The sequence below is a fragment of the Methylobacterium sp. WL119 genome, from assembly GCF_008039875.1.
GTDB lineage: Bacteria > Pseudomonadota > Alphaproteobacteria > Rhizobiales > Beijerinckiaceae > Methylobacterium.
This window is the reverse complement of the sequence record NZ_VRUU01000002.1, coordinates 1-16752: the sequence shown is the minus strand read 5'-3', so window position 1 is coordinate 16752 and position 16752 is coordinate 1. Positions and strand designations below refer to the sequence as shown.

At 71.6% G+C, this 16752-nt stretch carries 14 protein-coding genes and 1 pseudogene; 10 read left to right on the top strand and 5 right to left on the bottom strand.

Annotated elements, in window-relative coordinates; translation table 11 throughout:
* The first annotated feature begins 187 nt into the window (after positions 1-187).
* Positions 188-1576 (top strand): murein L,D-transpeptidase family protein, encoded by a 1389-nt coding sequence (locus FV227_RS01210; protein WP_246686597.1) that lies wholly within the window; start codon positions 188-190, stop codon positions 1574-1576.
* A 79-nt stretch (positions 1577-1655) separates the two neighbouring features.
* On the opposite strand, the gene FV227_RS01205 is transcribed toward FV227_RS01210, so the two are convergent.
* Positions 1656-1829, bottom strand: a complete 174-nt coding sequence (locus FV227_RS01205) for a YqaE/Pmp3 family membrane protein (protein WP_147728777.1) — start codon at positions 1827-1829, stop codon at positions 1656-1658.
* Positions 1830-2020: 191 nt separating this feature from the next.
* On the opposite strand from FV227_RS01205, the gene FV227_RS01200 reads away from it, so the two are divergent.
* The gene (locus tag FV227_RS01200) at positions 2021-3295 is read left to right on the top strand and encodes a multidrug effflux MFS transporter (protein ID WP_246686596.1); all 1275 of its coding nucleotides are present in this window, start codon (positions 2021-2023) and stop codon (positions 3293-3295) included.
* 78 nt (positions 3296-3373) lie between these two features.
* On the top strand, positions 3374-3886 hold the full coding sequence (locus tag FV227_RS01195) for a DoxX family protein (RefSeq protein ID WP_147858145.1): 513 nt from the start codon (positions 3374-3376) through the stop codon (positions 3884-3886).
* Between the two features lie 33 nt (positions 3887-3919).
* On the opposite strand, the gene FV227_RS01190 is transcribed toward FV227_RS01195, so the two are convergent.
* Together FV227_RS01190 and FV227_RS01185 are read right to left on the bottom strand one after the other, a co-directional pair.
* Complete coding sequence (locus FV227_RS01190; RefSeq protein ID WP_243933389.1) at positions 3920-4336, bottom strand: MAPEG family protein; 417 nt, start codon at positions 4334-4336, stop codon at positions 3920-3922.
* Positions 4337-4377: 41 nt separating this feature from the next.
* On the bottom strand, positions 4378-5799 hold the full coding sequence (locus FV227_RS01185) for an MFS transporter (protein WP_147728106.1): 1422 nt from the start codon (positions 5797-5799) through the stop codon (positions 4378-4380).
* A 265-nt stretch (positions 5800-6064) separates the two neighbouring features.
* Between FV227_RS01185 and FV227_RS01180 the strand changes: the two genes are divergently transcribed.
* The 3 genes from FV227_RS01180 (at position 6065) to panE (ending at position 9626) form a co-directional block, all read left to right on the top strand.
* On the top strand, positions 6065-6946 hold the full coding sequence (locus FV227_RS01180) for a DUF3313 domain-containing protein (protein WP_147728107.1): 882 nt from the start codon (positions 6065-6067) through the stop codon (positions 6944-6946).
* A gap of 183 nt (positions 6947-7129) precedes the next feature.
* Positions 7130-8623: an IMP dehydrogenase gene (gene guaB, locus FV227_RS01175; RefSeq protein ID WP_147728108.1), complete on the top strand. Its 1494-nt coding sequence runs from the start codon at positions 7130-7132 to the stop codon at positions 8621-8623.
* 55 nt (positions 8624-8678) lie between these two features.
* Positions 8679-9626: a 2-dehydropantoate 2-reductase gene (gene panE / locus FV227_RS01170; RefSeq protein WP_147728109.1), complete on the top strand. Its 948-nt coding sequence runs from the start codon at positions 8679-8681 to the stop codon at positions 9624-9626.
* 36 nt (positions 9627-9662) lie between these two features.
* Here the strand turns inward: panE and FV227_RS28765 are convergent, their stop codons facing one another.
* Positions 9663-9833: a hypothetical protein gene (locus tag FV227_RS28765; protein WP_187274644.1), complete on the bottom strand. Its 171-nt coding sequence runs from the start codon at positions 9831-9833 to the stop codon at positions 9663-9665.
* Between the two features lie 202 nt (positions 9834-10035).
* On the opposite strand from FV227_RS28765, the gene FV227_RS01165 reads away from it, so the two are divergent.
* The 4 genes from FV227_RS01165 (at position 10036) to FV227_RS01150 (ending at position 16555) form a co-directional block, all read left to right on the top strand.
* Positions 10036-11337 (top strand): RsmB/NOP family class I SAM-dependent RNA methyltransferase, encoded by a 1302-nt coding sequence (locus FV227_RS01165; protein ID WP_147858144.1) that lies wholly within the window; start codon positions 10036-10038, stop codon positions 11335-11337.
* Between the two features lie 64 nt (positions 11338-11401).
* Positions 11402-12400, top strand: coding sequence for an alpha/beta hydrolase (locus tag FV227_RS01160; protein WP_147728848.1), 999 nt, complete (start codon positions 11402-11404; stop codon positions 12398-12400).
* Positions 12401-12536: 136 nt separating this feature from the next.
* Positions 12537-14093 carry a glutamine-hydrolyzing GMP synthase gene (gene guaA, locus FV227_RS01155; protein ID WP_147728849.1) on the top strand — a complete coding sequence of 519 codons (1557 nt, stop codon included), beginning with the start codon at positions 12537-12539 and terminating at the stop codon, positions 14091-14093.
* A 161-nt stretch (positions 14094-14254) separates the two neighbouring features.
* Entirely contained in the window at positions 14255-16555 is a 2301-nt protein-coding gene (locus FV227_RS01150; protein WP_147858143.1) for a fused MFS/spermidine synthase, read from the top strand.
* A 42-nt stretch (positions 16556-16597) separates the two neighbouring features.
* Here the strand turns inward: FV227_RS01150 and FV227_RS29590 are convergent.
* Positions 16598-16752, bottom strand: a pseudogene (locus tag FV227_RS29590) (amidase); the annotation flags it as partial.

Below are 16752 nucleotides of genomic sequence, written 5' to 3'. Positions count from 1 at the left end.
CCAAAGCTAGAGAGTGGGGGAGTGACGCACGACGGCTGCCGACAAGGCCCGCGCGCGGTGTGTTCGAGGACGAGGTTCCCCCATGGCTGTGCGCCGGTTCGCCGTTGCAAGTCTCCACAGAGCGTCCCGCCTGATCGCGCCCGTGGCCGTCGCGGCCGCCCTGTCCCTCGGCGGCTGCCAGGACGGGATGATCAACGGCGCCTCGACGCGCTCGCTCACGCCGATCCCGCCCCAGACCCTGTCCCTGATGCAGACCAAGGGGATGCAGCAGAGCGACCCGATCCTGATCCGCGCCTACAAGAAGGAAGCGGAGATGGAGGTGTGGAAGCGCGGGACCGACGGTCGCTACGGGCTCCTGAAGATCTATCCGATCTGCCGTTGGTCGGGCCAGCTCGGGCCCAAGCGCAAGCAGGGCGATCGCCAGGCGCCGGAGGGATTCTACACGATCACCCCGGGCCAGATGAACCCGAACTCGTCCTACTACCTTTCCTTCGACACCGGTTTCCCGAACGCCTACGACCGGGCGAACGGCAGCACCGGCAACTACCTGATGGTCCACGGCACCTGCTCGTCGGCCGGGTGCTTCGCGATGACAGACGCATCGATGTCGGAGATCTACGCGGTCGCGCGCGAGGCCTTCGCCGGCGGCCAGCGCGCGTTCCAGTTCCAGTCGTATCCGTTCCGGATGACGGCACAAAACATGGCCAAGTACCGGAACGACCCGAACGCCCCGTTTTGGCGCAACCTCAAGGAAGGCGCCGACTATTTCGAAGCCCTGCGCGACGAGCCGAAGGTCGGGGTGTGCGGCACCAAGTACGTATTCGGCGGCGCGGATGCCGCCGCCGGCTCGTGCACGCCGAAGGTCGATCCGCTCGTCGCCGAGAAGCGCACCCACGACAACCAGGAGATCGCCGAGCTCGTCGCCAAGGGCACGCCGGCGACGCGGGTGGTCTACGACGACGGCGGCGGCAACCCGGTGTTCCGCGCCGAGCAGACCACCGCCTTCGCCAACCTCGGCGGCACCGAGACCGAGCTGCCCTACAGCGCCAAGGATTACGGCCGACACAACCTCGGCGACGTCAGCCGGCCGGAGAGCCTGGCTGCCGGCCCGCGCGAGATCGAGGTCGACGCCAAGGGCCGTCCGGTGATGCTCGCCGCCGCGCCCGAGGCGCCGATCCCGACCAAGGCCGCGGCGTCAGCCCTCGCCAAGGGCGGCAAGGCGGATGCGGGCAAGCCCGGCACGGCCAAGCCCGACGCGATGAAGCCCGGCACGCGGACGCTGATGGCCAAGCAGCCCGACCCCAGCGACGATGGGGTCAAGGAAGCCGCGAAGGCCAAGCCGGCGCGGATCACGGTCGCCGGCGCTGACGACGATCCGAGCACCTACCGGACGCTGCTCGGCAAGGTCTTCGACAAGGACGCGACGCCGACACCCGCGACGCCGACGGCGGACGCGGTCGTCGCCGAGCCGGTGAAGGTCGCCGCGCAGACCGTCAAGGTGGCTCACGCCGCGCCGCGCCCAGTGCGCAAGGTGACGACGACCGCGCTTCGGACGGACAAGCCCGAGAAGCCCTGACCGATCGCGACGCGCTCGGTCGAACGAAGACAGCCGCCGGTCGCGCGACCGGCGGCTGTCTTCGTTTCGGCGATGCCGCTCAGAGCAGAGGGCGGTCGCGGTTCATCAGCCAGAGCGCGTGGATCATGCCGGGCAGGCCGAACATCAGCGTTAGGACGATATTGAGGAGGAACTGCAGGCCGATGCCGTTGGTCACGAGCACGGCGATCGGCGGCAGGAAGATCGCGAGAAGGATGCGGACGAGCGTCGACACGGGAACTCCGGGTATGCAGCGAGTGTTGGCGATGCAACGAAGCTAGGCCGTTTCCGTTCCAGCAGCCGGCGGGGGATCTCCTCGGCGTCCCGTGCATGCGCCGGCCACATCCCCGCCGCGAACCACCCCGATGAGGCGGCCCGTGCGGCCCTTCCCGTCGGAGGTGTTCCCGCGCCGCCAAGGGCGTTCCCGTGACAGCACCGATCCGGCCCCATCCGCCCGAAGGCCAGGCGATCCCGCGCGCGCGTCCCTGGACCGGGCCGGGCTTCGTCGAGTTCGTGGCGATCGTCGCGCTGATGATGGCGGTCACCGCGATCTCGATCGACAACCTGCTGCCGGCCTTCCCGGCGATCCAGGCCCGTTTCGGCGTCGTCGACCCGAACCACCTGCAGTGGCTGATCTACGTCTACATGATCGGCTTCGGCTCGGCCCAGATCGTCTACGGCCCGGTCTCCGACGCCCTCGGGCGACGTCCCGTGCTGATCGGCAGCCTGCTGGTCTACGTCACCGGAACCCTGCTCGCGATGGTCGCGCCGTCGTTCGGATGGCTGCTCGCCGCCCGCGTGATCCAGGGGCTCGGCGCGGCCGGCGGCCGGGTGCTCTCGACCACGATCGTGCGCGACCGCTTCGCCGGGCGCGAGATGGCGAGCGTGATGTCCTTCACCATGATGGTGTTCCTGATCGTGCCGATGATCGCGCCGGCGATCGGCGGGGCGATGCTCGCGCTCGGCTCTTGGACCTACGTCTTCGTCTCGATGCTCGCGCTCGCGGGGCTGCTCGCGCTCTGGTTCCTAGCGCGCATGCCCGAGACGCTGCATCCGGAATACCGCCGGCCGCTCTCCTTCGCCGCGACGGGGCAGGCCCTGCGGACCACGCTCGGCTGTCGCGTCGCGATCGGCTACGCCACCGCCCTCGGCCTGCTCACCGGCTGCATCATGGGCTATGTCGGCTCGGCCCAGCAGGTGTTCGACACCGGGCTCTACCACCTCGGCGCGCTGTTCCCCCTGGCCTTCGGGCTGGTCGCGGGCGCCATGGGCGCGGCGACCCTGGTCAACGCCCGGGTGGTGGGCCGCCTCGGGATGCGGGCGCTGTCGCATGCGGGGCTGACGGCCTTCGTCGCGGTGGCGCTCGGGCAGGTCGCGATCGGGCTCGCCTATGGCGGGCACCCGCCGCTGGCGCTGTTCCTCGCGGTGCTCGCCGGCAACCAGTTCCTGATCAGCTTCGCGATGCCGAACTTCAACGCGCTCGCCCTGCAGCCGCTCGGCGCGATCGCCGGCACGGCCTCCTCGTTCCTCGGGTTCTACACGACGATCCTCGGCGCGCTCTGCGGCTTCGCGATCGGCCAGTGCTTCGACGGCACGACCCTGCCGATCGCCTTCGGCTATGCCGGGCTCGGCGCGGCCGCGCTCCTCGTGGTGGCGTGGACCGAGCGCGGACGCCTGTTCCGCGGCGGCGTTTCCGGTTGAGCGCGGGGGCGACTTAACCCGGTCTTCAGCGGTGCGGACGACGATGCCGTCCTCGCCTCAGACCACCGGAGACCACGCGTGATCGCCCGAGCCCAGGACGGACTGCTTCTCGCCGCGCGCCTTCTGCTGGCGGCCGCGCTGCTGCCGACCGGCATCGCCCGCGCCCTCAACGTCTCCGGTTTCGCGCTGACGCTGGCCGGCGCCGGCGTGCCGGCCCCGAACGCGGTGGCGACGCTCGCCGTCGTCGTGCAGGTGTTCGGGCCGCTCGCGCTGATCGTCGGCGTGCTGCCGCGGATCACCGGCGTCGCGCTCGCCGGGTTCGCCGGCCTCACGGCGATGCTGCTCCACGCCTTCTGGCAGTTCTCCGGCCCGGCGGCCGCGGCCGAGCGCACGCTGCTGCTCGCCGACCTCGGGCTCGCTGGCGGCTTCCTGATCTACGCGCTCGCCGGACCCGGCGCCTGGAGCTGGCAGGGCTGGCGCGCCGACGCGACCGGCCGCCCGGCGGCGAAGCCCGCAGCGAAGCCCGCCGCCAAGGGCGCCCCGAAGGCGAGCGCCAACGCAAACCGGCCGCGCCGGGCCAAGGCCGCCTGAGGCGGCCGCGCCGGAGCATGCGCTCCGAGCGGCCTACCGCGACCCCAGGGCGATCAGGCCGAGGTGCCCGGCGATCCCGAGGAACGCCACGAAATTGATCCCGAAGACGCGTCCGCGCAGCTTCACGTCGTCGGTCAGGGTCTGCACCGCCGTGTGCACGACCCGGCCGGCGACGAACAGCCAGGCGCAGGCGACGTCGAACCGCCCGACCTCGCCGAAAGCTGCCAGAAGCGCGACGCAGCCGACCATCAGCACCGGCAGCTCGAACTGGTTGGCGAGGTTGCGGGTGATCCGCGCGATCGGCCGCGGCTCGTCGCGACCGAGGACGAAGGCGTCGTACGCGACCTCGCCGCGGCTCACGGCGCGCAGGCGCGCCACGGACAGCCAGACGTAGAGCGCCACGATCAGCCCGATCTGAGCGATCAGCGGTTGCAGGATCGAGACGTTCACGCGCAGCCTCCGCGAGCGGACCGTGGGAGGGGAGCCTGCACCTATGGCCGGCCTGGTGCGGCGGCGGGCGCGGCACGCGCGATCATCCGGCCCGAGACCTCGGCGCCCGCATCCGGCGCGAGCTGGCGGAAGGCGAAGACCGAGACCGCCGAGATCAGCGCGACGGCGAAGAAGGCCGGGCCGAAATCCGCCGCCATGATCGCGCTGCGGCCATGCCATTCGGCGGCGCCTTCGAGCGCCAGGGCGCCGAGCGTCACGCCGAGGCTCAAGGAGATCTGCTGCGCGACGCTGGCGAGGCTCGTGCCCGCGCTCATCTCGGACTTCTCGAGGTCGGCGTAGGCGATGGCGTTCACGCAGGTGAACTGGATCGAGCGCAGGCAGCCGCCGATGAATAGGATCCCGAGCATCAGCCAATGCGGGGTGTCGGCGGTGTAGAGGCCGTTCACCGCGAGGAAGAGCGCGGCGAGGACGGCGTTCGCCACCATCACCGGTCGGAAGCCGTAGCGGCGCAGGATCCGCGGGCCGATCGTCTTCACGAACATCGCGCCGGCCGCCGCGGCGAAGGTGATCAGACCCGATTGCAGCGGATCGAGCCCGAAGCCGACCTGGAGCATCAGCGGCAGCAGGAACGGGATCGCGCCGGTGCCGATGCGGAACAGGCTGCCGCCGACCACCGCGATGCGGAAGGTCGGATGACGCATGAGGTCGAGGCGCAGGATCGGATGCGCCATGCGCCGCGAGTGCCGGAAGTAGAGCGCGAGCAGCACCGCGCCGCCGCCGAGGCTCGCCCAGGACATCCAGGCCGGCAGCAGGTGGCGGCCGGTCGAGGCCAGCCCCAGCATCAGCGCGGCGAGCCCCGGCCCGAGCATGGCGAAGCCGACGAGATCGAGCGGCGGGCGCTCGGGCTCGCGCACGTCCTCGAAGAACAGGGTCGCGAGCACGATCCCGACGACGCCGATCGGAATGTTGATGAAGAAGATCCAGCGCCAGTCGAGATAGGTGGTGATCAGGCCGCCGAGCGGCGGCCCCATGATCGGGCCGATCAGCGCCGGGATCGTCAGGTAGGCCAGCGCCGAGACGAGCTCGGCCTTCGGCACGCTGCGCAGGATCACCAGGCGGCCGACGGGCACCATCATCGCGCCCCCCAAGCCCTGCAGGAACCGGGCGCCGACGAAGCCGGCGAGCCCGCTCGAGACGGCGCAGGCGACGGAGCCCGCCATGAACACCGCGATCGCCGCGCGGAACACCGTGCGCGATCCGTAGCGGTCGGCCATCCAGCCGCTGATGGGGATGAAGATCGCCAGGCTGACGAGGTAGGCGGTCAGCGCGAGCTTCAGGGCGATCGGGTCCTCGCCGAGGCTCTGAGCGATGGTCGGCAGCGCCGTGGCGATCACCGTCGAGTCGGTGTTCTCCATGAACAGGGCGGTGGCGACGACGAGGGGGACGATCTGGGATGCGCGCATCGGGCCGGGCAAGCGTTCGGGGCACCCGGCATCGTGGCGACGGCCGGGCGTGCGGCGCAGCGCTTGACACGGGATGTGCGCCCGGTCGATCCGTGGCGGATCGGCCACGCTTTGTTTCCGAACATGGCTGAACCGCGCCGCAACCCTTCCGAGCAGGCCGGATCGGCCTTAAGCTTTACGGTAACGATGCCGTGTCCCCGCGCGGCGCCCCGCTCCTCGGCGGCGGCGCCCGGGACGACGCGGCGACACCCGCGAAAGTGACAGGATGCTTCGTCCGTCGACACTGCCCCGATCGCTGCCGCGGCTCGTCGCCGCCTCCGCGGTGATGTTCGTCCTCGGCGCCTGTGGCACCGTGCTCCTCAACGATGTCGGCTCGCTCAGCCGCTACGACCGACTCCGGGCCAGCACCGAGGCCTCGACCACGGCGCGCCTCTACGCCGACGCCGACGCGCTCGCCCGGACCAGGACCGTCCGGATCATCCCGACGCAGTTCCCGGCCAACGTCTCCGGTGCGGTCGGCATCAGCGATGCGGAGCGCAGGCTGGTCGCCAACAACGCCGACCGCGCGCTCTGCTACGAGCTGTCGCTGCGCTACGACGTGGTGTCGAGCCGCAGCGCCGACCTGACCGTGCGCGCCCAGGTGACCCGCGTCGACCCGACCAACCTGATCGGCGCCGGCGCCACCATCGGCACCTCCGCCGCCGTCACCGTCGCCGGCCAGGTCGGCATCGGCTTCGCCGAGGGCCTCGGGCGCATCCCGATCCCGCGGGTGCCGATCGGGCTCGGAAGCCTCACCGTCGAAGCCGAGGCGCTCGACCGCCGCCACGAGCAGCGGGCGGCGATGGTCTGGGGCGGGGCGGCCAACTCGTTCACGAGCCAGCCGCGCTACTCGCACATCAGCGACGCCTACGATCTCGCCGGCGATTTCGGCCAGGATTTCGGGTTCTACCTCGCCACCGGCGAGGACCCGTTCAAGGCGCCGCTGACCCTGCCGAACTGGAACCGCATCCGGGTGACCACGCTCGGCGAGGCGCCCCTCGACCCCGATTGCGAGGCGTTCGGCCGGGCGCCCGGCCTCGATGGGATCCTCACCGACTACATCGGCCTGCCGCCGGACTATTCCGACAAGGGGCCGCGCGTCCGCTGAGGCGGGAAGGGCGGTCGCGGACGCCATGCGGCGGACGCAACCGGCCCACGCGGGGTTTATCCCGTGCCGCGCCGGGTTGCCGCCTTTGCGGGCACCCCACCGCATGATACTGGCCCGTGCCAACCCGCTCCATGCCGAACCCGATCTCGCGTCGGCCCGGCAGCCCTTCAGGACCGTTGGCTCATGGCCCGTATCAGCTCCGCTTCGATCATCGAGGGCCTGACCTTCGACGACGTCCTCCTGCGTCCGGCCGCCTCGTCGGTGATGCCGACCGAGGTCAACGTCGCGACGCAGCTGACGCGCACCATCAGCCTGAACCTGCCGATCGTCGCCTCGGCGATGGACACCGTCACCGAGGCGCCGATGGCGATCGCCATGGCCCAGAACGGCGGCCTCGGCGTCATCCACCGCAACCTCGAGCCGGCGGAGCAGGCCGAGCAGGTCCGCCTCGTCAAGAAGTACGAGTCGGGCATGGTGCTCAACCCGATCACCATCCATCCCGACGAGACCCTGGCCGACGCCTTCGAGGTGATGAAGGCCAACCGCATCTCCGGCATCCCGGTGGTCGAGCGCGGCCCGAACGGCTCGCGCGGCAAGCTCGTCGGCATCCTCACCAACCGCGACGTGCGCTTCGCGACGCATCCGGCCCAGCCCGTCTCCGAGCTGATGACCCGCGACCGGCTGATCACGGTGCGCGAGGGCGTGACGCAGGACGAGGCCAAGCACCTCCTGCACCAGTTCCGGATCGAAAAGCTGCTCGTGGTCGACGATCACTTCCGCTGCATCGGCCTGATCACGGTCAAGGACATCGAGAAGCAGGTCACCTACCCGAAGGCGGTCAAGGACGAGCAGGGCCGGCTGCGGGTCGCGGCGGCCACCACCACCGGCGACCAGGGCTTCGAGCGGGCCGAGCGCCTGATCGATGCCGGCTGCGACGTGATCGTGGTCGACACCGCGCACGGCCACTCGATCAAGGTGCTCGACAGCGTGCGCCGGGTGAAGCAGCTCTCCAACGCCGTGCAGGTCATCGCCGGCAACGTCGCGACCCGCGAGGGCACGCAGGCGCTGATCGACGCGGGCGCGGACGCGGTGAAGGTCGGCATCGGGCCGGGCTCGATCTGCACCACCCGCATCGTCGCCGGCGTCGGCGTGCCGCAGCTCACCGCGATCATGGAGGCGGTCGAGGCCGCTCACGACGCCGGCATCCCGGTGATCGCCGACGGCGGCATCAAGTATTCCGGCGACCTCGCCAAGGCGATCGCCGCCGGCGCCTCGGTGGCGATGCTCGGCTCGCTGCTCGCCGGCACGGACGAGGCCCCCGGTGAGGTGTTCCTGTACCAGGGCCGCTCCTACAAGAGCTACCGCGGCATGGGCTCGGTCGGCGCGATGGCCCGCGGCTCGGCCGACCGCTACTTCCAGGCCGAGGTCAACGACACCCACAAGCTCGTGCCCGAGGGCATCGAGGGGCAGGTGCCGTACAAGGGCCCGGTGGCGGCCGTCCTGCACCAGCTCGCCGGCGGCCTGCGCGCCGCCATGGGCTATGTCGGCGCCCCGAGCGTGCCGGAGTTCCAGGAGCGCGCGCAGTTCATCCGCATCACCAATGCCGGCCTGCGCGAGAGCCACGTCCACGACGTGACGATCACCCGCGAGAGCCCGAACTACCCCTCGCGCACCTGAGGCGGGGCGGCGTCACGGGCGGGTCCGGCGGGAAACGGTGTTTCGGAGAGCGACGATGCGGGTGCTGGTGGTCGGGGCCGGGGCGACCGGCGGCTATTACGGGGCGCGGCTCGCGGAGGCCGGGCGCGACGTGACCTTCCTCGTCCGCCCGGCGCGCGCGGACAAGCTCGCGGCGAACGGGCTCGTCGTGGAAAGCAAGCTCGGCGACCTGCATCTCGCCGCGCCCAAGACCGTCACGGCGGCCGCGCTGCCCGCGGCCGGCGGCTTCGACCTCGTCCTGCTCTCGTGCAAGGCCTACGACCTCGCCGGCGCCCTCGACGACCTCGCGCCGGCGGTGGGGGAAGGCACCGCCATCCTGCCGATCCTCAACGGGATGGCGCATCTCGACGCGCTGGACGCGCGCTTCGGCGCGGCCAGCGTGCTCGGCGGCTCCTGCGCCATCGCGGCGACGCTGGGGCCTGAGGGCGCAATCCGCCACATGAGCGACTTCTGCACGCTGACCTTCGGCGAGCGCGACGGCTCCCGATCCGAGCGCTGCGACGCGATCGAGACGCTGATGCGGGACGTGAAGTTCCAGCCGCGCCTGTCCGACAGGATCGTGCTGGAGATGTGGGAGAAGTGGGTGTTCCTCGCCACGCTGGCCGGCGCGACCACCCTGATGCGCGGCACCGTCGGCGACATCGTCGGGGCCGAGGGCGGCCGCGACTTCATCGCCGGCCTGCACGACGAATGCCTCGCCATCGCCGCGGCGAACGGATTCGCGCCGCGCGAGAAGGTGGCGGCCCAGGCCCGGACCATGCTGACCACGGAAGGCGCGCCGCTCACCGCCTCGATGCTGCGCGACATCGAGGGCAGGGGCCGGATCGAGGCCGACCACGTCGTCGGCGACCTGATCGCCCGCGGGCGCTCGGTCACGCCGGACACCGTGCTGCCGCATCTCGAGCGGGTCTTCACCGGCCTCAAGACCTATGAGCGCCGCCGCGCCCGCGAACAGGCGGCCTGAGATCTCGGCCCGCGCGGGCCGAGATCCGGATATCCTTCAGTAGCGCGGGCCGGGAGGCGGGGGCGGGTTGCCGTATTCGAGCTGCGTCTTGGCATCGAGCGGGCGCCGCGGCGGCGGCGTCAGGTCGGGAGCGGCCGGTGCGGTGGAGCAGGCGGCGACCGCCAGCATCACGATGCCGGCGAGGCTGAGGTGGATCACGGGCGACATGGGTTCTTCCGGCCTTCGCGACGGCGGGTTCCGTCGGAGCCTGCAGGTCTGAGCGCCGATCGTGCCGGAAGCTCGGCCGTATCGTGTCCGCGGCGCGGGTTAAGCGTGGCCGTATCGTGGCCACGCGGATTTCCTTCGACAGGCGGGGCGCTGCGGGTCTATCGCGCTCGCGACACGCCTTCATCCGCCAAAGGAGACCGTCCTGACTCCAGCCGCCCGCTGCGCCGCCGCCATCGAGGTGCTCGCCGACATCGCCGGTCGTCGCCGACCGGCCGCCGACGCCCTCAAGGATTGGGGCCTGAGCCACCGCTTCGCCGGATCGGGCGACCGCGGCGGCATCGCCAGCCTCGTCTACGACGCCCTGCGGCGACGGTCCTCGGCCGCCTGGATCATGGGCGACGACAGCCCGCGCGCGGTGCTGCTCGGGTCGCTGCGGCTGCAGCAGGGTCTCGCCGCCCCCTCGATCGCGGCGCTGTTCAGCGGCGAGGGTTTCGCGCCGAAGAAGCTCAACGACGACGAGGCACGGCGCTTGGCCGAGGGAAACCTCGCCGACGCGCCGCCACACGTCGCGGGCGACGTCCCCGAATGGGTGCTGCCGCAGCTGGAGGCGATCCTCGGCGCCGATCTCCTGCCGGAACTGAAGGCGCTCTCCCGCCGTGCGCCCCTCGACATCCGCGTCAACGCCCTCAAGGGCGACCGCGCGGCGGCGATGCCGGGACTCGCCCACCATGCGGCCGCGCCGACGCCGCACGCGCCGATGGGCCTGCGCGTCCCGATCGGCGCGGACGGGCGCGGGCCGGCGCTGCATGTCGAGCCGGAATTCCTCGACGGCTGGTACGAGATCCAGGACGAGGGCTCGCAGCTCGCCGCCATGCTGACGGGCGCCGGCGAGGCTGAGACGATCGTCGACCTTTGCGCCGGCGGCGGCGGCAAGACCCTGGCGCTGGCGGCAGTGACCGGGAACGGCGGTCGCCTGATCGCCACCGACGACGACCCGCGCCGCCTCGCGCCGATCCACGAGCGCCTGAGGCGCTCCGGCGCGAACGCGGAGGTGCGCACGCCCCGCGGCGGCCGGGTGCGCACGGACGTGCTCGCCGACCTCGACGGACAGGCCGACCGCGTGCTGGTGGACGCGCCCTGCACCGGCACCGGCACCTGGCGCCGCAACCCCGACGCGAAGTGGCGCCTGCGCCCGAACAGCCTTGCCGCGCGGGTCGCCGAGCAGGCGACGGTGCTCGACCGCGCCGGCCGTCTGGTGCGGCCCGGCGGCCGCATCACCTACGTCACCTGCTCGCTCCTGCCGGCGGAGAACGACGACGCGGTGGCCGGCTTCCTCGCGCGCGGCGCCGGGGCCTTCGCGGTCGTGCCGGCACGCGACGTCGCCGAGGCCCATGCCCCGGGCTTGGCGGAGACGCTGCGCTTCACCGCGCATGGGCTGCAGATGAGCCCGGCGCGAACCGGCACGGACGGGTTCTACGTCGCGACCCTGGCGCGAGCCGGCTGAGGATCGCAACCGCTCCGTCCAGCCGGCGTTGTCCGAGCGATTCCGAAGACACCGCAGGAGACCGATGGGCCTGGACCGGAGAACGCTCCTGGCTGCGACCGCGGCCGCGATGGCGGGGCAGGGCGCCGCGCATGCCCAAGCCCCGCCCAACCCGCCGGGCGAGCTGGTCCCGGCCCTGCCGCGGACGGCACCCGGCGCGCAGCTCCAGGTCATCGATCTCTGGCCGGGCGATCCGCCGGGCGGCGGCGAGGGTCCGGATCCGAACGGCTACCGCTTCGACGAGACGGCGCGCGGCGTCATCACCAAGGTCGAGCGCCCCTGCCTGCTGGTGATCCGGCCGGACAAGCCGAACGGATCGGCGATGATCGTCGCGGCCGGCGGCGGCTACCGCTTCATCGACATCGGCAACGAGGGCGTGCCCGTCGGCCAGATGCTGACGGCGGCCGGCATCACCGTGTTCCTGCTGATCTACCGGTTGCCCGGCGAGGGCTGGGACAACGGCCCCGATGCGCCGCGGCAGGACGCGCAGCGCTCGGTGCGGCTGGTGCGGGCGCAATCGACCGAGCTCGGCATCGATCCCGCCCGCGTCGGGGTGCTGGGCTTCTCGGCCGGCGGGCACCTGATGGGCGAGACCGCGGTCGGCAACCAGAACCTCTACCCGCCGGTCGACGCGCACGACGCCCTGCCGTACCGCCCGGCGCTCGCCGGGCTGCTCTATCCCGTCATCACCATGAAGGCGCCGTTCGACGGCACCTCCACCCGCCGCGTGCTCGTCGGCGACGAGGTCACCGAGGTCGAGATGCGGACCTACTCGGTCGACGTGCAGGTCCGCGCCGACACGCCGCCGATGTTCATGGCGCAGGCGATGGACGATCCGATCGCGGTCTGCGACCACGTGCTCCTGATGTTCACCGCCCTGCGCAAGGCGAAGATACCGGCCGAGATGCACCTGTTCGAGCGCGGCGGCCACGGTTTCGGGCTCGGGCCGCCCGGCACGCCGGTGGCGGCGTGGCCGAACCTGTTCCTCGCCTGGCTTCGCGTGCGCGGGTTCCTGGCGACGTGATGGTCACCGCGCGCTCGCGCCTCCGCCCGTGCGCCGAGGGGGAATCCCGTGCCCATGCGCGTCGTGAACAGGCGCGCGCGGCCCGCATGCGACGGCTGCGTTGCACGGCGCAATCGCCTCGTCTAACGCGAGAAGCATGAACACCGACCACGACAAGATCCTGATCGTCGATTTCGGCTCGCAGGTGACCCAGCTCATCGCCCGGCGCGTCCGGGAGGAGGGGGTCTATTGCGAGATCGTGCCGTTCACCAAGGCGGCGGAGGCCTTCGCCGAGACGCGGCCGAAGGGCGTGATCCTGTCGGGCGGCCCCGAATCGGTGACGAGCGACGCCTCGCCGCGAACCCCGCAGGTGGTGTTCGATTCGGGCGTCCCGGTCTTCGGCATCTGCTACGGCCAGCAGACGATGGCGGCCCAGCTCGGCGGCGAGGTCGAGGGCGGCCACCATGCCGAGTTCGGCCGCGCCGAGATCGAGATCATCTCGGAATGCCCCCTGTTCAAGGGGGTCTGGCACGTCGGCGAGCATTACCCCGTCTGGATGAGCCACGGCGACCGGGTCACCAAGCTGCCCGACGGCTTCACCACCGTGGCGATCTCGAAGAACGCCCCCTTCGCGGCGGTGGCCGACGAGGCCCGCAACTACTACGCGGTGCAGTTCCACCCGGAGGTGGCGCACACGCCGCACGGCGCCCTGCTGATCCGCAACTTCGTGCGCGACATCGCCGGCTGCTCGGGCGACTGGACCATGGGCGCCTACCGCGCCGAGGCGATCGCCAAGATCCGCGAGCAGGTCGGATCCGAGAAGGTGATCTGCGGCCTCTCGGGCGGTGTCGATTCGTCGGTGGCGGCCGTGCTGCTGCACGAGGCGATCGGCGATCAGCTCACCTGCGTCTTCGTCGACCACGGGCTGCTGCGCATGGGCGAGGCCGAGGAGGTCGTGCGGCTGTTCCGCGACCACTACAACATCCCGCTCGTCCACGTGCAGGCGCAGGACCTGTTCCTCGACGCCCTCACCGGCGTCAGCGACCCCGAGGAGAAGCGCAAGACCATCGGCCGCCTGTTCATCGACGTGTTCGACGCGGAATCGAAGAAGATCGGCGGCGCGGCCTTCTTGGCCCAGGGCACGCTCTACCCGGACGTGATCGAGAGCGTGTCGTTCTCCGGCGGCCCCTCGGTGACGATCAAGAGCCACCACAACGTCGGCGGCCTGCCGGCGCGCATGAACATGAAGCTCGTCGAGCCGCTGCGCGAGCTGTTCAAGGACGAGGTCCGCGTGCTCGGGCGCGAGCTCGGCCTGCCCGACGCCTTCGTCGGCCGCCATCCGTTCCCGGGGCCCGGGCTCGCGATCCGCTGTCCCGGCACGATCACGCCGGAGAAGCTGGAGGCCCTGCGCAAGGCCGATGCGATCTACCTCGACGAGATCCGCCGGGCCGGCCTCTACGACACGATCTGGCAGGCCTTCGCGGTGATCCTGCCGGTCAAGACCGTCGGCGTGATGGGCGACGGGCGCACCTACGACCACGTCTGCGCGCTGCGCGCCGTCACCTCGGTCGACGGCATGACGGCCGACTTCTACCCGTTCGACATGGCCTTCCTCGGCCGGGTCGCGACCCGGATCATCAACGAGGTCAAGGGCATCAACCGCGTCACCTACGACATCACCTCGAAGCCGCCCGGCACGATCGAGTGGGAATGACCCGGGTTTTTTCTGCTCGCATCGCGGCACGGCCGATCAGGGCTACGGACCCGCACATTATCTCTCTTGAGTCATGAAGATGGTGACCGGTCGATGAGGGACGGTTAATGCCGCTCGGCTAACCTTCGCGCCTCGCCGCCTCGGGTGGGGGATTGCGAACCATGACCGCCAGCAAAGCCGAACCGATCGGCGTCGACCCGGCCGGCCGGACGGCAGCGATCGGCCGCGACCTCGTCCAGACCCTCGTGTTCGCAGGTACGCTGCTCCTGGCGGCGTTCCTGCTCTTCGTCCTGCAGCCGATCTTCACCAAGCGCGTCCTTCCCGTCCTCGGCGGCACGCCCGCGGTGTGGTCGGTCGCGACGGTGGTGTTCCAGGGGCTGCTGCTCGCGGGCTACGCCTACGCGCATGCGACGACGCGCTGGCTTTCGCTGCGTGCCTCGGTCGCGGTGCACGGTCTCGTGCTGCTCGGCGGGGCGGCGTTCCTGCCGATCACCGTCTCGCTGGACGCCGCGGCGCAAGGCGGCGACGAGGCCGTCTGGCTCGTCGGCCTGTTCCTGGCCTCGATCGGCGCGCCGTTCTTCGCCCTGTCGGCGAGCGCTCCGCTGCTGCAGGCGTGGTTCGCCCGGTCCGGCAACGATCGGGCACAGGATCCGTACTTCCTCTACCGCGCCTCCAATCTCGGCTCGTTCTCCGCCCTGCTCGCCTATCCGCTGGCGATCGAGCCGATCCTCGGGCTCGCCGAGCAGACCAGGCTGTGGTCCGCCGGCTATGCCCTGGCCGCGGCCGCGGTCGCGGCCTGCGCGCTCACGGTCGTCGGCCGAGGCGGCGCGCACGGGATCGTCGCGCCGGCGCGGACGACCGGCACGGCGCACGCGGCTCCGAGCCTGGCGCGGCGCGGCGCCTGGATCGGCCTGTCGGCCGTCCCCTCCGGCCTGCTCGTCGCCGTGACGGCGCACATCACCACGGATGTGGCCGCCATCCCGCTGATGTGGGTGCTGCCGCTGGCGCTATACCTCCTGACCTTCGTGATCGCCTTCCGCCCGCTCGCGTCCTGGCCGGACCGTCCCCTGGCCGCCGCGCAGGCTTGGGGGACCGCGATCGCCCTCGGCGCGGCCGTGGTCGGCCGGCTGCCCTTCGCCGTCGACCTGCCGCTCAGCCTCGGCCTCTGCTTCGTCGCCGGCCTCGTCGCCCACCGCGCCGTCTTCTGCCTGCGCCCCGAGCCGGGCCGGCTGACCGAGTTCTATCTCTGCACCTCGCTCGGCGGGATGCTCGGTGGCCTGTTCGCAGCGCTGGTCGCGCCGCGGCTGTTTGCGACGATCGCCGAATATCCGATCCTGCTGGTGGCGGCGCTCGCCTGCCGTCCCGGCGTCTTCGTCCGCGTCCGCCCCGTCGGCATCGTGGCGATGCGTCGCCTTGTCGGGACGCTTGCCGGGCTGGTCGGGCTCGCCATCCTCGTTCGCTACGCTCCCGACGCGGCGCCGCGCGCTGCAGCGGGCGCGATGATGACAGTCCTGCTGCTGAACTGGCGCGCACCGCAGGCGGCCTTCGGCTTTGCCGCCCTGTTCTGCGGGCTGGTGCTGGCGATGCCGCATCTGACGATCCAGGACATCGAGAGCCGCCGCAGCTTCTTCGGGGTCCACCGCATCGAGACCGATCCGCAGGGACGCTTCCGCCTGCTCTCGCACGGCACGACCCTGCACGGCGCCATGCGCATCCGCGAGGACGACGGCAGCCCGGTTCTCGGGCCGCCGGAGCCGACGACCTACTACGCCACCGGCAACGCCATCGCCGACGTCCTCGAGGTCGCCCGCCGCGCCTACGGGCCGGTGCCGCGGGTCTCGGTGGTCGGGCTCGGGGCCGGCAGCCTCGCCTGCCAGGCGCGGGCCGGGGAAGCCTGGACATTCTACGAGATCGATCCGGTGGTCGTCACGATCGCGCACGATCCGAGCCTGTTCCGCTTCCTCTCCGCCTGCGCGCCGTCGGCCCGCATCGTCCAGGGCGACGCCCGCCTGACCCTGGTCCGCGCGACCGAGCCGACCCGCGTGCTGATCGTCGACGCGTTCTCCTCGGACGCGATCCCGATGCACCTGCTCACCGGCGAGGCCCTGGCGCTCTACCGCGACCGCCTCGACGCGCAGGGGGTTCTGGCGCTCCACATCTCCAACCAGCATTTCGACCTGCGGCCGGCGCTCGCCCGTGCCGCGGCGGAACAGGGCCTCGCGCTTCTCCAGCGCATCGACCCGATCGTCGAGCCGATCGAACGGCGTTTCCGCGCTCCGGCGATGGTGGTGATCGCAACGCGCGATGCGGCGATCCGGCGGGAGGCCGCGCGGCTCGGCTGGACGCCCGTCGTCCCCGACATGACGCGGCGGCCCTGGACGGACGACTACGCCAACGTGCTGGAGGCCTTCATCGACATGATGCGCCCGCGCGGCGACGCCACGCCCACGCCCGGGCGCTGACCGGGTTTATCGATCGGCGCCGGCGCGCGCACCGGGCAACGCTCACAGGGCGGTCTTGGGCATGAGCATGTGGACGCCCTTGTTGCCGTCGACCGTCTGGGTGATGCGCAGGTTTCCGGCGAGCGAGCACAGCATGTAGGCCTGGTTGCGGGTCAGCCCGGTGCGGGCGCAGACGTGGCGCACCATCTCGCGCACCG